At 37.5% G+C, this 16501-nt stretch carries 20 protein-coding genes; 8 read left to right on the top strand and 12 right to left on the bottom strand.

Features of this window, described 5'->3' with window-relative positions:
* The first annotated feature begins 1 nt into the window (after position 1).
* The 5 genes from QWY78_RS05225 (at position 2) to QWY78_RS05205 (ending at position 4159) form a co-directional block, all read left to right on the top strand.
* Positions 2-754: an ABC transporter ATP-binding protein gene (locus QWY78_RS05225; RefSeq protein WP_290217282.1), complete on the top strand. Its 753-nt coding sequence runs from the start codon at positions 2-4 to the stop codon at positions 752-754.
* Between the two features lie 169 nt (positions 755-923).
* Complete coding sequence (locus QWY78_RS05220) at positions 924-2024, top strand: ABC transporter permease (protein ID WP_290217280.1); 1101 nt, start codon at positions 924-926, stop codon at positions 2022-2024.
* Positions 2025-2079: 55 nt separating this feature from the next.
* On the top strand, positions 2080-3204 hold the full coding sequence (locus tag QWY78_RS05215; protein ID WP_290217277.1) for an ABC transporter permease: 1125 nt from the start codon (positions 2080-2082) through the stop codon (positions 3202-3204).
* 98 nt (positions 3205-3302) lie between these two features.
* Complete coding sequence (locus tag QWY78_RS05210; protein ID WP_290217276.1) at positions 3303-3674, top strand: hypothetical protein; 372 nt, start codon at positions 3303-3305, stop codon at positions 3672-3674.
* Positions 3671-4159, top strand: a complete 489-nt coding sequence (locus QWY78_RS05205; protein WP_290217274.1) for a hypothetical protein — start codon at positions 3671-3673, stop codon at positions 4157-4159. The genes QWY78_RS05210 and QWY78_RS05205 overlap by 4 nt, the downstream gene beginning before the upstream one ends.
* Positions 4160-4212: 53 nt before the next feature.
* Here QWY78_RS05205 and mazG read toward each other — a convergent pair whose 3' ends face one another.
* The 4 genes from mazG to ruvX all read right to left on the bottom strand — a co-directional run bounded on the left by mazG (position 4213) and on the right by ruvX (position 6763).
* A complete protein-coding gene (gene mazG, locus QWY78_RS05200) occupies positions 4213-4980 on the bottom strand; it encodes a nucleoside triphosphate pyrophosphohydrolase (RefSeq protein WP_290217272.1) in 768 nt (255 codons plus the stop codon).
* Positions 4981-5179: 199 nt separating this feature from the next.
* Positions 5180-5731, bottom strand: a complete 552-nt coding sequence (locus tag QWY78_RS05195; RefSeq protein WP_290217270.1) for a DUF5606 family protein — start codon at positions 5729-5731, stop codon at positions 5180-5182.
* Between the two features lie 46 nt (positions 5732-5777).
* A complete protein-coding gene (def, locus tag QWY78_RS05190; RefSeq protein ID WP_290217269.1) occupies positions 5778-6350 on the bottom strand; it encodes a peptide deformylase in 573 nt (190 codons plus the stop codon).
* Positions 6347-6763 carry a Holliday junction resolvase RuvX gene (ruvX, locus tag QWY78_RS05185; protein WP_290217268.1) on the bottom strand — a complete coding sequence of 139 codons (417 nt, stop codon included), beginning with the start codon at positions 6761-6763 and terminating at the stop codon, positions 6347-6349. The genes def and ruvX overlap by 4 nt, the downstream gene beginning before the upstream one ends.
* A 112-nt stretch (positions 6764-6875) precedes the next feature.
* Here ruvX and QWY78_RS05180 point away from each other — a divergent pair, with 112 nt between their 5' ends.
* Positions 6876-7352, top strand: a complete 477-nt coding sequence (locus QWY78_RS05180; protein WP_290217266.1) for a SixA phosphatase family protein — start codon at positions 6876-6878, stop codon at positions 7350-7352.
* A 77-nt stretch (positions 7353-7429) separates the two neighbouring features.
* Here the strand turns inward: QWY78_RS05180 and QWY78_RS05175 are convergent, their stop codons facing one another.
* From QWY78_RS05175 to QWY78_RS05160, 4 genes are all read right to left on the bottom strand, one after another.
* Positions 7430-8983, bottom strand: coding sequence for a serine hydrolase (locus tag QWY78_RS05175; RefSeq protein WP_290217264.1), 1554 nt, complete (start codon positions 8981-8983; stop codon positions 7430-7432).
* A gap of 196 nt (positions 8984-9179) precedes the next feature.
* On the bottom strand, positions 9180-9320 hold the full coding sequence (locus tag QWY78_RS05170) for a hypothetical protein (RefSeq protein WP_290217262.1): 141 nt from the start codon (positions 9318-9320) through the stop codon (positions 9180-9182).
* A 20-nt stretch (positions 9321-9340) separates the two neighbouring features.
* Positions 9341-9622: a DUF7192 family protein gene (locus QWY78_RS05165; RefSeq protein ID WP_290217261.1), complete on the bottom strand. Its 282-nt coding sequence runs from the start codon at positions 9620-9622 to the stop codon at positions 9341-9343.
* 199 nt (positions 9623-9821) lie between these two features.
* The gene (locus tag QWY78_RS05160) at positions 9822-10046 is read right to left on the bottom strand and encodes a hypothetical protein (protein WP_290217259.1); all 225 of its coding nucleotides are present in this window, start codon (positions 10044-10046) and stop codon (positions 9822-9824) included.
* 191 nt (positions 10047-10237) lie between these two features.
* On the opposite strand from QWY78_RS05160, the gene QWY78_RS05155 reads away from it, so the two are divergent.
* The gene (locus QWY78_RS05155; protein WP_290217258.1) at positions 10238-11953 is read left to right on the top strand and encodes a helix-turn-helix domain-containing protein; all 1716 of its coding nucleotides are present in this window, start codon (positions 10238-10240) and stop codon (positions 11951-11953) included.
* Between the two features lie 144 nt (positions 11954-12097).
* On the opposite strand, the gene QWY78_RS05150 is transcribed toward QWY78_RS05155, so the two are convergent.
* The 3 genes from QWY78_RS05150 to amaB form a co-directional block, all read right to left on the bottom strand.
* Positions 12098-12340 (bottom strand): putative signal transducing protein, encoded by a 243-nt coding sequence (locus QWY78_RS05150; protein WP_290217255.1) that lies wholly within the window; start codon positions 12338-12340, stop codon positions 12098-12100.
* 123 nt (positions 12341-12463) lie between these two features.
* A complete protein-coding gene (lat, locus tag QWY78_RS05145) occupies positions 12464-13798 on the bottom strand; it encodes an L-lysine 6-transaminase (protein WP_290217254.1) in 1335 nt (444 codons plus the stop codon).
* Positions 13799-14002: 204 nt separating this feature from the next.
* Positions 14003-15553, bottom strand: a complete 1551-nt coding sequence (gene amaB / locus QWY78_RS05140; RefSeq protein WP_290217251.1) for an L-piperidine-6-carboxylate dehydrogenase — start codon at positions 15551-15553, stop codon at positions 14003-14005.
* A 212-nt stretch (positions 15554-15765) separates the two neighbouring features.
* Here amaB and QWY78_RS05135 point away from each other — a divergent pair, with 212 nt between their 5' ends.
* On the top strand, positions 15766-15924 hold the full coding sequence (locus tag QWY78_RS05135) for a hypothetical protein (protein WP_290217249.1): 159 nt from the start codon (positions 15766-15768) through the stop codon (positions 15922-15924).
* 2 nt (positions 15925-15926) lie between these two features.
* Here the strand turns inward: QWY78_RS05135 and QWY78_RS05130 are convergent, their stop codons facing one another.
* Positions 15927-16472: a GNAT family N-acetyltransferase gene (locus tag QWY78_RS05130; RefSeq protein WP_290217247.1), complete on the bottom strand. Its 546-nt coding sequence runs from the start codon at positions 16470-16472 to the stop codon at positions 15927-15929.
* Between the last annotated feature and the right edge of the window lie 29 nt (positions 16473-16501).

The following is a 16501-nucleotide window of genomic DNA, read 5'->3' as shown; positions in this document are numbered from 1 at the left end:
AATGATGACTGAAAATAACAATATCGCCATTAAATCCGAAAACCTCACCAAAGTTTTTGGCGACTTTACGGCCGTAGACCACCTTAATTTTGAGGTAAAAAAAGGAGAGATTTTTGGTTTTCTCGGTGCAAATGGAGCTGGAAAAACAACCGCGATGCGAATGTTTAGTGGCCTCTCCATTCCGAGTTCTGGAAATGCTACGGTTGCCGGTTATGATGTATACACTGAGACTGAAAAAATTAAAAAGAACATCGGGTATATGAGTCAGAAATTTTCTTTGTACGGAAATTTAACCGTCAAAGAAAACCTGAACTTCTTCGGAGGAATTTACGAAATACCAAGGAAAGAATTAAGAATGAAGCGCAATCAACTCATCACGGAACTGGGTCTTGAAAATGAAAAAAACAAATTGGTTTCGCAACTCCCTTTGGGTTGGAAACAGAAATTGGCCTTCTCGGTCGCTATTTTTCATGAGCCTCAAATTGTCTTTTTGGATGAACCCACCGGCGGCGTAGATCCGGTCACTCGGCGACAGTTTTGGAATATGATTTATGAAGCGTCCGATCGTGGAATTACCATTTTTGTCACCACCCATTATATGGATGAAGCCGAATATTGCGACCGTGTTTCCATTATGGTAGATGGGAAAATTGCAGCTTTGGATACTCCCGCAAATTTGAAGAAACAATTTAAGGCAAAAAATATGGACGATGTTTTTTATGAATTAGCGAGAGGAGCGAAAAGAGTTGAATAGCGATTACCTCAACAAAAAAGAAGAACCATCCATTATTTCAGACTGCATCGAAATATTAAATATACGCCTAAAAATGGTAAAAACAACTAAAGAAAATCTCGGAAGAAAATAACGATCAGTTTATTATTTTAAACTATCAATTGTCAACGATCCGCTATCTACTAAAAAAATGAAACAATTAATCACCTTTGTAAAAAAAGAATTCTGGCACGTACTGCGTGACAAAAGAACGCTATTGGTTCTTTTCGGGATGCCCGTTGTACAAGTTCTGCTCTTTGGTTTCGCCTTGAGTACTGAAGTTAAAGATACGCGAATTGGGATTTTGGATCAGGAAAAATCACAGAGCTCAATAGACTTGGTTGCAAAAATTGCGGCCAATCAATATTTTGATATACAACAAGATTTAAAATCCATCAACCAGGCTGAAGACGCATTCAAGGGTGGAAAAATAAAAATGATTTTGGTGATTCCTGCCCAGTTTACCCAAAATCTGACCAGTGGTAAGAAAGCGCAATTACAGCTCATCACCGATGGAACCGACATTAACATGGCGAACCAAATCTATAATTTCATGTCGAATATTATTCTGGATTTTTATGGCCAACAAACTCTGCAACAAAGTTCTGGTGTTCAGCCCGAAATCAGAATGCTCTATAATCCCCAACTCAAAGGCGCACCCAATTTTGTACCCGGAGTAATGGCTTTAATCCTGCTCATTATTTGTGTGTTGATGACCGCCATCGCGATCGTGCGCGAAAAAGAAACCGGTACCATGGAAATACTGCTTGTTTCACCCATGAAACCCTATATTATTATTTTGGCAAAAGCCATCCCTTACTTTATTTTGTCGATGATTATTTTGGTTTCGATTCTTATTTTAAGTGTCACCGTGCTCGATCTGCCGATCAAAGGCAGCATGCCATTACTCTTTGGAATAAGCATCATCTTCATCATCACCAATCTGCTCTTCGGAATTGTTATTTCGATCGTCACCGATAGTCAACAAACCGCTATGCTAATCGCGTTAGTTGGCACCATGCTCCCAACCTTGATGCTGAGTGGTTTTATGTTTCCCGTAGAAAACATGCCTGTTCCTTTACAAGTGGTGGGCAATGCAATCCCCGCAAAATGGTATTATGAAATCGTAAAAAACATCATGATCAAAGGAACCGGCCTAGAAGTAGTCTGGAAACACGTTTTAGTTCTCATCGGAATGATGCTGGTTCTTTTTGCGATTGCCGTTAAAAGATTTAAAATCCGCTTAGAATAGAGAAAACTTTAGCAATTAGAAATTTTACATCATATATTATACATAGTACAAAAAAATGTTCAGAACTTTAGGCATATTAATCAAAAAAGAATTCCTGCAAATATTCAGGAACAAGTCGATCTTAGCCATTATTTTTGTAATGCCCGTTATTCAGTTGGTCGTTCTTCCTTTGGCGGCAAGCTACGAGATTAAGGATATTAAAATCGCAGTGATCGACCATGATAAATCAACTGAATCACGTGAACTTATTCGGAAAATTACCGCTTCTGGATATTTTAAAATCCTAGACTACGGCGAGAATTACAAGGAAGCTTATCACGAAGTTGAGATGGACAGGATCGATTTAATATTAGAAATCCCCAATAACTTCGAAAAGAATTTACTACGTGACCGTAATGAAAAAGTGCTGCTCGCCATCAATGCGATCAACGGAACAAAAGCTGGCCTTTCTGGCTCTTATATCGCCCAAATCTTACAGGATTACAATCAGCAGGTTCAATTAGAAATAAGCCCCGAATTAGAAAGTGCCAAGAAAATTTCTGGGTTGAATATCGTACCGAAGTTCTGGTTTAATGAAACTTATAATTACCGTCTGGCTTTAGTTCCCGGAATTCTGGCCTTTTTGGTCACCTTAATTGGGGGTTATTTAACCGCTTTGAATATTGTAGAAGAAAAAGAAATCGGAACCATCGAGCAAATCAACGTGTCGCCGATTAAAAAAAGTGATTTCATCTTGGGAAAACTGATTCCCTTCTGGATCTTATCGATGTTAGCCTTCAGCATCGGATTGATAGTCACCATTTTTGTGTATGGAATTCAAATGCAGGGCAGTTTTTTACTGTTGTATGCCTTCATTTCAGTCTACCTCGTGACCATTTTGGGAATGGGACTTCTGGCTTCGGTTTATAGTGATACACAACAGCAATCGATGTTTATGGTCTTTTTCTTCATGATGATTTTCATCTTAATGAGCGGACTTTTCACACCGACTGAAAGCATGACCGAGTGGGCAAAATACATCGCCTACGTAAATCCGGTAACATACGGCGTAGACGGCGTTCGGTTGATTATGTTGAAAGACAGCGGTTTTATGGATTTGCTGCCGCACTTTGGGTTCATTATAGGCTTGGGAATAGTGGTTAATACGTGGGCGGTTTTACGCTATCAGAAAACAAACTAGTCCGTCCATTTAAACCATGGTAAAAACTTTTTCATCTGACTTAAATCATACGAAAGTTCCTTAATAAACTCTATATTTAAAATCTAATTTTTACCATTATGAAAAAAACACTGGTTCTTGGTTCTCTTCTTCTAATTGGAGTTGTGACTTTATTCATGAGCAGCTCGGTCATTTTCGACTGGTTTGGGATTAGGGAAAAAGAAGGGAATTACGTAGGCGGTATCGTCTGGGCAAATTTAATTTGCAGCCTTCTTTATTTAATCGCTGCGTACGGAATTATCCGAAATCAAATTTGGGTCAGGTTTCCGCTTACCATAGCGCTCCTTATTTTAATTCTTGCCTACGTCGGCTTATTTATTCATATTAATAATGGCGGATTATACGAAACAAAAACCGTAGGAGCCATGGCTTTCCGACTGGGAATTACAGCAATACTATTATTTATAACTACTAAATTATTTAAAAAATGAAGAAAATTATTTTATCAGCCTTGTTAGGCTTAGCAGTCGTAATCTCTTGTGAGAAAAAAACCGATGAACATGCAGAACACATGACTACAGAGCAAACAGCCACAGACGATCACGCCTCTCATGACGAACATGCAACAACCGACGAACACGATGAGAATGTAAAATTAGAACTCAACAATGGCGAAAAATGGACCATGAACGCAGAAATGAAACCTTTCATCAATGAAATGGAAACGCAGCTTAATGCCTTTAAACCAGAGACTGATGACTATAAAACTTTAGGACAAAACCTCAGCGCAACCAATGATAACCTCCTAAAAAGCTGTACCATCAAAGGAACACCTCACGATGTTTTACATGCTTGGTTGCTGCCACACATGGAAGAAATCGACAAATTAAAAAAAGCAGACAATAAAGAAGATGGCAATAAAATTGTGGGAGAACTGAAAGAATCAATTGTAAAATACCACGAGTTTTTCAACTAAGCAATCATTTATTAACCTCAACTTATCCTTAAACCTTCAGCTCAACTGAAGGTTTATTCATTTTTCTTGGCTTCTTCCCAAAGCGCATCCATTTGGCTTAAACTTAAATCTGCCACCTTCATATTTTCAGCAGCGGCGAGCGTCTCCATGTGTTGAAATCGCTTGATAAATTTACTATTTGTTCTTTCTAAAGCGGAGTCTGGATTAATTCCCGAAATTCTTGCATAATTAATAAGCGAAAAAAAGACATCGCCCAATTCTTGTTCTCTCTTTGCCGGATCAGTCTCGGCATGAAACTCTTTCAACTCTTCCTCCACCTTTTGCCAGGCATCTTCCGCATTGGCAAATTCAAACCCGATCCCTTTTACTTTGTCCTGAATTCGGTAGGCTTTTACCATACTCGGCGTACCTTTGGTTACCCCAGAAAGTACCGACTTGTTCCCCTCTTTCAGCTTCAGTTTTTCCCAATTGTGCTTCACCTCTTCTTCATCTTTAACCTCCACATCCCCATAAATATGAGGATGCCGGAAAATCAATTTTTCATTCAAAGAAGTAATCACATCGGCGATGTCAAAACTTCCTTTCTCGGAGGCAATTTTTGCATAAAAAACCAAATGCAGCAAAACATCGCCAAGCTCTTTTTTGATTTCCGGTAAATCTTCTTCCAGCAACGCATCAGAAAGCTCATAAACCTCCTCCAAAGTCAAATGCCTAAGCGTTTGCAGGGTTTGTTTCTGATCCCAGGGACATTTCTCCCGCAGATCATCCATAATATCTAAAAGTCGGCTAAAAGCCTCGAGCTGTTCTTGTCTGGAATTCATGTGTGAGTGTTGGGTGTTGGGTGGTTATTTCTCGCTTCTATTTGTAATTTCTAAATTCGAGCTTCTATCTCGCTCAAATTTACTTTAAATAAAAACTTCGGCAAAAATAAAACTCTTTGCCGAAGTCGATGGATTTAGTAAGAAAAGCAAGTGTAGATCATGATTGATTAGCTATTGCTTTTTATGAACTATTTATTGCTTAACCCATTTTTCTATGCGTACTCTTTGGAGCTCCTTTTGCAGAGGAAGTTGACGCTTTCGCTTTGGGAGTCGAAGCTTTTTCAGTTTTTGGAGCCGCTTTTTTTGTGTCTTTTTTTTCTGCGATGGCCGGCTCTTCTTCCGTGGTTTCTTCCGATTTTACAAAACTGTCTGGCGTGATATAGCCTGCTTTGTGTAGAATATTGTACCATTGCGCCAATTTCTTGATATCAGATACATACACGCGGTCATGATCGTATTCAGGTAAAGACTGCGTCATGAATGTTCTCAATTCTGCGTCGGTGGATTTGTGAGAAATGGTTTCTTTGTACTCAAAGTTTTTAGCCACATTTTCGAAAACATCGAACAAAGGAACTTCTTTATCAAAAGTAAACATCGCGATATTATCAAGCAAACTAACCTGTGAAGAATTAGATATACTGGCTTTTTTCTTGGTCAATACATCTTCTACGATGAACCCGTTTTTCAACTGCGAAATCAATTTATAAAGCCCTGGCTTTCCCGAAATTGATATAATTTTTTCTAACTTCATTTTTATATTATTTGTTTGAATTTAATTTTTAATAGGATATTTTCCTTTATTTCGGAAATCTCATTTTGTAGGTCACAGATACATCGCCTTGCGAAATTTTCATAAGCTTTCCTTTGACTAATTTTTTCTTTAAAGAACTGAGGTGATCTGTAAACAAAATCCCTTCGATGTGATCGTATTCATGCTGAATAACACGCGCTCTCATGTCTGAAAACGTGTCGGTATGCTTTACGAAATTTTCATCATAATATTCGATCAGGATGGTTTCTTTTCTTTTCACATCTTCGCGTACATCGGGAATAGAGAGGCAACCTTCATTGAATTTCCATTCTTCGCCAGTCTCCTCCAGAATTTTTGCATTGATGAAGACTTTCTTAAAATCTTTCAGCTCGTGGGCAATATCTTCATAATCTTCATCTTCTGCCAGCGGAGAAACATCTACGATAAATAGTCGAATATCCAGGCCAATTTGCGGCGCTGCCAAACCGATACCGTTTGCGCTGTGCATGGTTTCGAACATATTTTCAACCAAGGATTTTAACTCAGGGTAATCTGGGTTAATTTCATGGCAGTGTTTTCTTAAGACGGCATCTCCAAATGCTCTAATCGGTAATATCATTTCTGTATTTGCTCTAAATAATTTTGCAAAATAAGGGTTGCACTCACCTTATCAATTAATCCTTTTTCTTCTCGCTTTTTCTTTGTCTTTCCACTTTGGGAGATAAAAAAAGAGGCCATCTTCGAGGTAAAACGTTCATCAAATCTTGCCACTCCTACGATTGGAAACTGCAATTTGAACTTTTCTAAAAACTTCAAAATATCAGTTTCAATGTCATTTACATTCCCTTTTAAATCCGTTGGCAAACCAACCACAATTTGATCCACCGTGTTTTCACTGAAATACTTTTTTAAAAATACAAATATTTCTTTGGTGGGAACGGTCTCTAAACCACTTGCAATGATTTGCATTTCATCGGTAACGGCAATTCCGCACCGGGCTTTTCCATAATCAATCGCTAGTATTTGTGACATCGTGTGCAAATTTAATAAAATTTTGTTGAAATGATTTTGTGCAGGTTTAAATTCTTTTTTTCAAGTTCTTACCAAAATAATTTATAATTTTAATGTTTCAAAAAAGTTACGCATGAAAACATTAATTCTCGTAAGACACGCAAAAAGTGATTGGCCAGAAAACACCGATGATTTCAACCGGCCTCTTGCCGAAAAGGGCATCCACGATGCTGAAAAGATGGCTCACTTTTTAAAGTCAAACCACCACGCCATCGAGAAGTTTTTTTCAAGCCCCGCCTTGCGCGCCTTTGCTACGTGTGAAATTTTCAATAAAGAATACCAGATCGAAATTGAAACCATTCAAAAGCTGTACAATGCCTCTGATACCCATTTCGAAAATATTACCCTCGGGTTAGATGATGGCCTAACCCACGTGGCCATGTTTTCTCATAACAACGGCATTTCTAACTTTGCCAACAGCATGTCTGAAGATGTATTTATGTTCCCCACCTGCGGCGTCGCTGGTTTTGAAATCGACTGTGAGACCTGGACTGACTTCCATGATGCCAAGAAAAAATTGGTCTTCTTTTATGAACCCAAGACTATTTAAAATATTTTATTTTAAAACCGCACCGTCACAAAAAATGATGGCGCTAGGTATTGGTGTGCATGAGCTCCCAAAAACAACTATTTCTTTTTCTTCAAATCCAAGTCTTCAAAATCGAAACTAAAATCAGTAATTTCTGAAATCGGTTTGAGTTTCATCCCTTGTGCTTTCCCATTTTCATCCAAATCAAAATTGACAAACGCATCGGCATCATAACTGCGGTCGTCCCATTTGGCAATCATCACATTGGGCGAGTACGGCAAAAGCTCGCCTTTTAAGCGTGGTGAATTTTTACAGAAAATACGGAATCCTTTTCCGTCAGCCGAAATGACCACGTCGCCAAACCAAGGATCGGTATAAGTCCCTGCGATCTGCTCTGTTTTGAGCTGGCTGTTTTTATCTTTTCTAAAGTTTTCTGATTTTTCAAAAACTTCTTTTTTCCCTTTGGCATATTCAGCGTTGATGGTCAGCATGCGATCTCCATACGCTTTTACCCAATCTTTTTCAGGCATCCCCAAGTAGGAATCTTTGATCGAATTGGTAATAGCACTAAAGGCCGCCCCACTCTGTTGATTGGTTAGCACCACAATACCGAGGTTCAACTCAGGAATCAGCGTGAACTGGGTGACGGTTCCAATTAAGCCTCCCGTGTGATAGACTTGTTTATGTCCTTTTACATCGGTTAAAAACCAACCCAAACCATAGCCCCCGAAATTAGAGTTATACGTATTTTTTAAGGGTACTGGCGTTGAAATCTGTAAATTCCACAACTGTTGAATTTGCTTATCCGACACCAATTTTTTACCGTCTTTGGTTGTAAAACCATTAATTAAAAACTGTGCCCACAGATTCATATCTTTAACCGTACTCATAATACCACCCGCCGCATTGGCCGTCTCATTCCAATCGTGTGGCACCTGGATCACTTTGCCATCCACGGGTGCATGCGCATCGATGATATTGAAAACATTGGCGGCTTTTGCTCGGCTGTAACTGCCGTAGCTGGAGGTCATGCCCACTGGCTTCAAAATTCTTTGTTCAATAAATTCTGCCCAAGAAAGCCCGGAAACACGGTGAATCACCTCACCGGCGACGATGAACATGATGTTGTTATAATCTAAAGTAGTTCGGAAGGGGTTTTCTGGTTTTAAATAACGCACATTATGGATGATGTCGTTGACCGTAAGTGGGCCGCCCTCTGGAAAAAACATTAGGTCTCCCTGCCCTAAACCGAGTCCGGCGCGGTGGGTGATTAAATCTTTGATGGTCACTTCCTGCGAAACATATGCATCGTTCATTTTAAATTCGGGAATATACTGGCTCACTTTATCATCAAACTTCAGCTTACCTTCATCAACCAACATGGCCAGGGCAGTTCCGGTAAAACCCTTGGAGTTTGAGGCGATGCCAACCAAGGTTTCATCCGTCATTTTTTGCTTCGTTGTTAGGGAACTGAGACCAAAACCTTTGGAGTACACTACTTTTCCATCTTTAATGATCCCCACCGAAATGCCCGGCACATCAAATGTTTTTAAGGTATTTTGAATCAGAACATCGAGTTTTTTTTCTTCGATCTGCCCAAAAAGTGGCGTTAAGGAAAGAAGAATAAAGAGAATAGTGCTTTTAATTTTCATAGGGACAACTGTTTTTTCAAAGGTAGAAATTTTTTCTAAGATATGATTCCCTCGATAAAGCCTCGTTTTTTATTTATAAACTAAAGCTCCAGATTGCAAGGCTGGAACAATGGACTGCCCTTTTATCTTTAGAAAAATGGGATAATTGAAGACCTAAAAAAAATCCCCAGTGCTAACCTGAGGATAAACTATTTATTTATTTCTTTTTTTGGTTTGGGTTCAGTGGTTTACCTCGATTTCCGTTTGCTTTCGCATTTTGCTGATTAACGCCATTCTTTCCTTTATTGGGATTTTGCGTGTTGGCTTGGTTCTGTTGTGGGGTTATTTTTTGTGGCATTGTAATATATTTTTAAACCATTAACTCATTATTTTTACGCCGAAATTCTTCAATTGTTGGATTACCCAAGCTACGGCTTGAGCATTGGGAACTTCTCTGCTGAAAATTTTATCTACGTATAAATCTCCTCTGTAGGAAGCACTGGTCGCGATCCCGTAAGCGTAAGCATAGTCTGACCAACCTTCTAATTCTGCCACTGTAAGCATCATTCTTCGTAACATCGCAGGATGCGCTAAGCAAAAAGCAAGTTCCATCATATTCAACGACTGATTGGCTTTTTTCAAACACAGTTCAACTTCCATTTTACTCTTTAAATGGGTGACTGTACAGATCAATAAACTACCTATTTTAGGGCAAGTCAAAAGTAAACTACCAATCTTTTATAGAGCTCAAACATAATATTAATCCAAATATTTAAGGTTGCCCAAAAAAGATTCTTCCGCGAATAAATCCGCGGAAGAACCAACACAAATGATGAAAAAAAAAATATTTTAAATTAGGTTATTTTTTAGGAGGTGGTACAATCTCTCCATCAATAGCTGAAACAGGATTGTCCCCTTGTTCCGGATTCACAGTAGCATTATTATCTAATATTACCGTAGAGGAATCTTGTGCTCTTTTTAAAGTTTCATATTCTTCTGGTGATAATACATCGTCTGATTGTCTACAAGAATTTAAAGTAAGGGTAGTAAAAACTACGGCGGCGATAAGTGCTAATTTTTTCATGCTTTTAATTTTTACAAATATATTGCCTTAGCCATTAAACGTGCAAAAAAGACAACCGTTAGTTTATAAAAAATCACAAGATTATTATAAATAATGTGTGGTTTTTTAAAAAAAATTACAGTATTATTGTAAACCCATAAATAAAAAATAATTTATATAACTAATAATCAAGTTGTTATAATATCATGCAATTGAAATCCATTTTTTCTTATGTCGTTTTATTTTTTATCGTCATTTCTTTAAAAATTCATGCTCAAACCACTTATGATTCGAATTTAAGTAATGAACAAATTGAAAAAAAAATAGATGAGAACAGTAACAATCCAATAAAAATGTGGAAACTCATTAATTTTTACATTCAAAAATCAAAAAAAAACTTTGATAATGAAGCGTTGTTTTATGCTTACCGCTACGCCAGTATAACCAGTAAATATCCTCTAAATATAAAATATGCAGATAGTGCATTGGTGACAGCAAAAAAATCGAAGATTAAAAAAATCGTACTCGATGCCTACCTTAATAGAGGCAATATCAATATGGCCGAAGAGTTTTACCAAAAAGCACTTGATGATATTTTGGTTGCAAACAAACTCTCACAGGAAGCTGGCAATGATTATATTTTTAATAAAACGATTTATTATATCGCACAAAATAAAATTTATCTCGGACAATACGAAGATGCTGCAAAAGAGCTTCGAATTTGCTTGAATTTTTTTAAAGATAATTTACAAAACAAAACTCCGCTGGGTAAAAATTATGAAGTATATTATATTTATTCCCTCATGAGTCTTATTGATTCTCAAACAAAGCTCAGCAAGTTCAATGAAAACAAAATACTTTTAAAAGAAGCGTTCAACTATCTGGAAGAAAATAAACTCCAACAATATATTCCCTACTTTATTTCGTCGGAAGGAACCAACGCCTATTACGCCAAAGATTATGAGACCGCAATTTCTAAACTTTCGGAAGCCATACGATTGTATAATGATCAATGGCAGCACAATACGGAAATTTTCTATTTAGGTCTTTCTTACTGGCATGTTGGTAAAAAAAAATTAGCCATAAAATACCTGGAGGAAATTGATAAACATTATGAGAAAACAAAAAAACTAGATCCACAATTTCGATCTGCATATGAAATCCTCATTAAATATTATAATTCGACCGGCAACACCGAAAAACAATTAGAATATATTAACAAGCTGATGGTTTTAGACCGATCGTATGAAAAAAACTACAAATATCTTTATGGAAGGATTGTAAAGGAATACGATACCAAAAAACTAATAGCCGAAAAAAATAGAATTGAATATACCCTGAAAACCCAAAGAGTATTTTTTATTGTCTTGTTTATTTTGTTCCTCGGTGGTTTTTTATATTTTGGTTTCCGCATTCACAAAGAAAAACAAACGTATAAAAAGAGATTTGAAGAAATTATTGCACAACAAAATAAATTAAGTTCCACAGAAAAATTAAGTGGCGATTCTGCTCAATATGAAGGGCAGCAAAAATTTGATTATGATTTTTATAATAAAATACCAGGCCTTAATCCTATTTTTGTAGAAAACATCTTGAACCAATTGGCAATTTTTGAGCATGAAAACAAATTTCTAGATCCACAGGTTTCCCAAAAATCGCTTAGTGAAGATTTAGGAACCAACTCTACTTATTTCTCAAAAATTATCAATACTTACAAAGGGAAAAATTTCGTACTTTATATCAGTGATTTGCGTTTGGATTACATCATCGATCATCTTAAAAATGATGTAAAATACATCAATAAGGATGTAAAAGAACTGGCTGCGATTGCAGGATTTTCAAATACTGAAAATTTTTCAGATCATTTCCGCAGGAAATTCGATTTAAAACCATCTGTATTTATCAAAATGTTGAAAGATAATATGTAAAAAGCTGGCAATCCTCTTTTTTTTAAAGATTTCGAAGCGTATCTTTCCCTCATTTGTAAAAAAGCACGCCCATAAAAAAGTCGAAACCTTTCGTAAAGATTTCGACTTCTGTAAAAACGTAAAATTTAAAAATATGAGATCGTTTTAGTTGTTTAGTGGATTAAATTCTGTTTCCTTGAGCATCTTATCGATGATTTCCAAAGCTTTTTTTTCTTCTCTTAAATTAACCATCAATCGTACCGTACTGGCCGTTGGTGTTGTTGTAAAAGACATGTACTTATCATTCAAAAAAGTCGAGATACTTTCTGCTTCTAATTTTGATTTTACCAATTGAATTTCCGCTGGTTTTTCACTTTCAAATACGGCTACTCTTGTTTCTCTTTCCATAATTCATTTCAATTTTGAAAGTTGAAGGTACAAAAAATAATTGTATTTTATTCATTAAAACATAAAATACATTCAATTATCAAGCGATTCTCCGGGGAAAACCGCCTGAATTTTCTTTTATAATTACATTTTAGCGAGACAAACTTCAATTTTATCTAAAGCCTGCTGAATTTCGTCGGTGCTTACGTTTAAGTGCGGGCGAAAACGAATCGACTGATTGCCGCAAGACAAAATAATCACCTGCTCATCATACAGTAAAGATTGCAACTGATCGCGTTCTGTACCGCTTGGCAAATCCATCGCACACATGAGCCCTCTTCCTCTAGGATTTGAAATTTTAGTTGGATATTTTTGAGCCAAGTTCTGTAAACCTTGAAGCAGAAATTCCCCCACAACTCTAGCATTTTCTACCAAATTTTCTTTTTCAATCACTTCTAAAATTAGTTGAAATCGCAGAATATCGATAAAGTTTCCCCCAAAAGTAGAGTTGATTCTGGAGCTTTCGCGGAAGACATTATTAGGAATTTCATCAAACTTTTCTTTATTGGCTAAAACCCCGCAAACCTGCGCTTTTTTACCAAATGAAATAATATCTGGTTTTGCGCTAAAATGTTCAAATGCCCACATTTTTCCGGTAAGGCCAATTCCTGTTTGCACTTCATCAAAAATCAGTAAAACTTCATTTTGGTCACAAAGTTCCCTTAATCCAATAAAAAATTCGTTTCGGAAATGGTTGTCGCCGCCTTCCGCTTGAATCGGTTCGATGATGATACACGCCACTTTATTTGGATTAGAGAGAATCGCTTCTTCAATATTAAGGAGGGCAAGATTTTCGTTTTTAATGGTTTCTTCTAAATTGTCGTCGGTAATTGGGAAATTCAAATGTGGATTGAGGATTCTTGGCCAATCAAATTTCGGGAAATATTGGTATTTTCTAGGATCAGAAGTATTGGTTAAACTTAGCGTATAACCACTTCTACCATGGAAAGCCTGTTTGAAATGTATACATACTCCCGCTTCCAGATTAAGTCCTTTTTCAAAATTCTTACGTGTTTTCCAATCGAAACAAGCCTTCATTGCGTTTTCAACACCCATTGTTCCACCTTCGATGAAGAAGCAATATTGCAATTCTTTGGGAATGGCGACCCGCTCGAAAACAGTCATAAAATCGGCAAATTCCTGGGAATAAACATCGGCTAAGGTTGGTTTATTGACGGCCATTTTCCCTAACCAAGCAGATTTCTCCATCAAATAAGGGTGATTATAACCGATCGAGGCCGAGGCAAACATCGAGAACATATCGAGGAATTTTTTGCCAGAAAGTCGGTCATGAATCCAAGAACCTTGGGATTTTTCAAAATCCATTACGAAATCGAAACCATCGGCTAGCATATGCCTGGACAGTGTTTGCTTTACGGTATTGGTTGGTTCTGGGTGAGATGCTATTGCGTTGTTCATATTTTTTGAAGTTGGAAGTTAGATGTTAGTTGTTGGAAGTTAAAGGTTCAAGGTTAAAAATTATTACGCTATTTAATCGTTTAAAAAATTTTTGTTGGGTAGCCATTTTTGCAACCCGGCCTGAGTGGAGCTCTTTTTGTGCAGCGCAGCGGAACAAAAAAGCGGGAACGGAGGACGGATCAGTTGCCCAAATAAATATTTTCCTTACAAATCGAATTTAATTCCCTGTGCGAGTGGTAAACTGTCGGTATAATTAATGGTATTGGTTTGTCTTCTCATGTAATATTTCCAGACATCGGAGCCGGATTCTCGACCGCCGCCGGTTTCTTTTTCGCCTCCAAAAGCACCGCCGATTTCTGCCCCGGAAGTTCCGATATTCACATTGGCAATCCCACAATCTGAGCCTAGTTGCGATAAAAATAATTCTGCCTGACGCATATCGGTCGTCATAATGGCGGAGCTTAAACCTTGTGGAACATCGTTCTGCATTGCGATGGCTTCGTCTAAGGTTTGGTATTTCATAATATACAAAATGGGTGCAAATGTTTCATGCTGAACAATGGCATAAGAATTTTCGACCTCAGCGATACATGGTTTCACATAACAGCCGGATTCGTAGTTTTTGCCAGACAAAACGCCACCTTCGACAACAAATTTGCCGCCTTCTTTTTTACATTTTTCAATGGAATCCAGATATTGCTGAACGGCTTGCTGGTCGATTAACGGGCCAACGTGGTTATTTTCATCCAATGGGTTTCCGATTTTTAATTGCTCGTAGGCTTTTACCAAACGGTTTTTCACGTCGTCGAAAATCGATTCGTGAATAATTAATCTTCTGGTAGACGTACATCTTTGCCCGGCGGTTCCTACGGCGCCAAATACTGCTCCGATAATCGACATATTTAAATCGGCATTTTCTGTAAAAATAATAGCGTTATTGCCCCCCAATTCCAGAATTGATTTACCGAATCTTTGCGCGACGTTGGTTCCGACGAGCCTGCCTACTTTAGTTGAGCCCGTAAATGAAATTAAAGCCACATTTTTGTCATTGACCATGCGATCTCCAATGGTGTGGTCACCCACAATCATGGTAGAAATTCCTTCGGGGAGATTGTTTTCTTTTAAGACTTCGGAGATAATATTTTGACAGGCAATCCCACAAAGTGGTGCCTTTTCGGAAGGTTTCCAAATGGTTACATTGCCACAAATCCAGGCGAGTGCGGTATTCCAAGACCAAACGGCTACTGGGAAGTTAAAGGCTGAAATAATCCCAACCACTCCCAGTGGATGATATTGCTCGTACATTCGGTGTCCGGGTCTTTCGGAATGCATGGTATAACCGTGCAGTTGGCGTGATAATCCTACGGCGAAATCACAGATGTCGATCATTTCCTGTACTTCACCCAAACCTTCCTGCAAAGATTTTCCCATTTCATAGGAAACGAGTTTTCCTAGATCGTCTTTATATGCTCTTAATTTTAAGCCGAATTGCCGAACCAACTCTCCTCTTTTGGGTGCTGGAATCTGCCGAAATTCGAGAAATGCTTTTTTCGCGGTATTGATCACTTGATCGTAATCGCTGTCGTTGGCCATGGTTACTCTTGCGATAAGTTTTCCATCAGTAGGAGAGAAACTTTCGATAAGCTTGCCGTGGGCAAAGTAACTGCCGCCGGACGAAACACCTTTATTGTCTTTTTTAATACCTAAATTAGAAAGGGATTTTTCGATTCCAAAATCCTGATTTGTATGGGACATAATTTTATTTTGAATTGTCCTTAAAGATAGAAAAATTACTGAAATCAGAAAAGTTTTACGGTAGTTTTATTAAATTTTAAAGGATTTTGGGAATTCGGAAACAATACTGCAAGTACGATGGGCAATATAATATTTCCCGATTTAGAGGCAGAAATTTTAACCAGAAATTTTCCGAATTGAAATTATAGTCTTAATTTTGAAAAAAGTTCTCCATGGAAAATTTACAACCTGAAGGTAACAATTCAAAATTCAAAAAATGGTTTAAGCGTGTTGGAATTGGTGGGCTCATCTTTTTCACCGTGAAAGGAATTGCCTGGCTTTTTATCTTTTATTTTGGTGCAGAATTATTTCAGGATTGCAGCGCAAAATGATTTCAAGGAATATTCTGCTTTCTTTGCCACTCGTCCTTTTTGATTTGAAAAACAACATTGATTTTTGGAGTTTCCCCGAAATACGCAACTTCTGTTTCGCCAAGATTTTCTGCGCCAAGTTTGGTCATTGCTTTTATGGAGCGAATATTGTCTTTTCCCACATGAAAAATTACTTTTTCAACAAATTGAAAAATATAATCCAGCATCATTTTCTTTACGCTTGCATTGATGTTTTTTCCCCAGAATTTGGTTCCGTAAAAAGTATAACCAATTAAAATGCTTTCATCGTTTTCATCATAATCGTAAAATCGGGTGCTTCCTAAAACCGCTGTTGTTTCTTTATCAATAATTAAAAAAGCACCTTTACTTTGTAATGCACCTTTGAAAAAATTTTGAAAAATGTCTCTCTTATATCTTTCTTTGTTGGGATGCATGGCCCACACTTCGGGGTCAGAAGCCACATTGAATAATCGCTCAAAATCACTTTCTGCTAAGGGCAGCAATTGCAAAGAATCGTTCTCTAACTTGGGTTGAATGGAGAATTTCATAGATGATGTTTTTTCAAAGATAAAAATAA

It is taken from the genome of Kaistella yonginensis (assembly GCF_030409525.1).
In the GTDB taxonomy this organism is placed as follows: domain Bacteria; phylum Bacteroidota; class Bacteroidia; order Flavobacteriales; family Weeksellaceae; genus Kaistella; species Kaistella yonginensis.
The sequence above is the reverse complement of the archived record's forward strand: the minus strand, read 5'-3'. Positions and strand labels throughout refer to the sequence as shown.